General features: G+C 50.0%; 1 pseudogene. It reads left to right on the top strand.

The annotated features are described in order from the left end of the window. Positions 1-175: 175 nt before the first annotated feature. Positions 176-532: pseudogene (locus tag ACTHTS_RS10985) on the top strand (EamA family transporter); the annotation flags it as partial.

Genomic DNA, 532 nt, shown 5'->3' with positions numbered 1-532 from the left:
CGAAGACATTCCCAAATACATCCGCACGGTGTACCGCCCCGTTGCCAACGAATGGCGGAATAATCTCGAATTACAGCTTTATATCGACTACTGGGAAGCCGCGTAAACAAAGGCCAGCTGAAAAAGGAAGAAACAAAAACCTTGGCTCGGCTTTTCATTGGCGCTGCTTGCCACCATGACTTGGGGCTCGCTGCCGGTTATCGCCCAACAGGCCTGAAAAGCCGTCGATGCGCCCACGCTGGTGTGGATACGCTTTTTAGTGGCTTCACTGGTGTTGTTTGTGCTGTTGGGTTTGACCGGCAAGCTGCCGAGGCCGTCGGAATTTTCTAAGCAAACCTTGTTTTTATTGGTGTTGTGCATTATCGGCATTTCTGCCAACTTCGTTCTTGTTGCCATGGGTTTGCACTATATTTCTCCGACAACCACGCAGGTGTTGTGGCAGCTCTCGCCCTTTACCATGATTTTGTTCGGCGTAGGCGTGTTTAAAGAAGCCTTTACGCACTGGCAAAAAATCGGCTTGATGCTTTTGTTG

The sequence above is a fragment of the Neisseria sp. P0019.S003 genome (genome assembly GCF_051957115.1).
Taxonomy (GTDB): domain Bacteria; phylum Pseudomonadota; class Gammaproteobacteria; order Burkholderiales; family Neisseriaceae; genus Neisseria; species Neisseria flavescens_D.
This window is presented reverse-complemented; position numbering and strand designations above follow the sequence as displayed.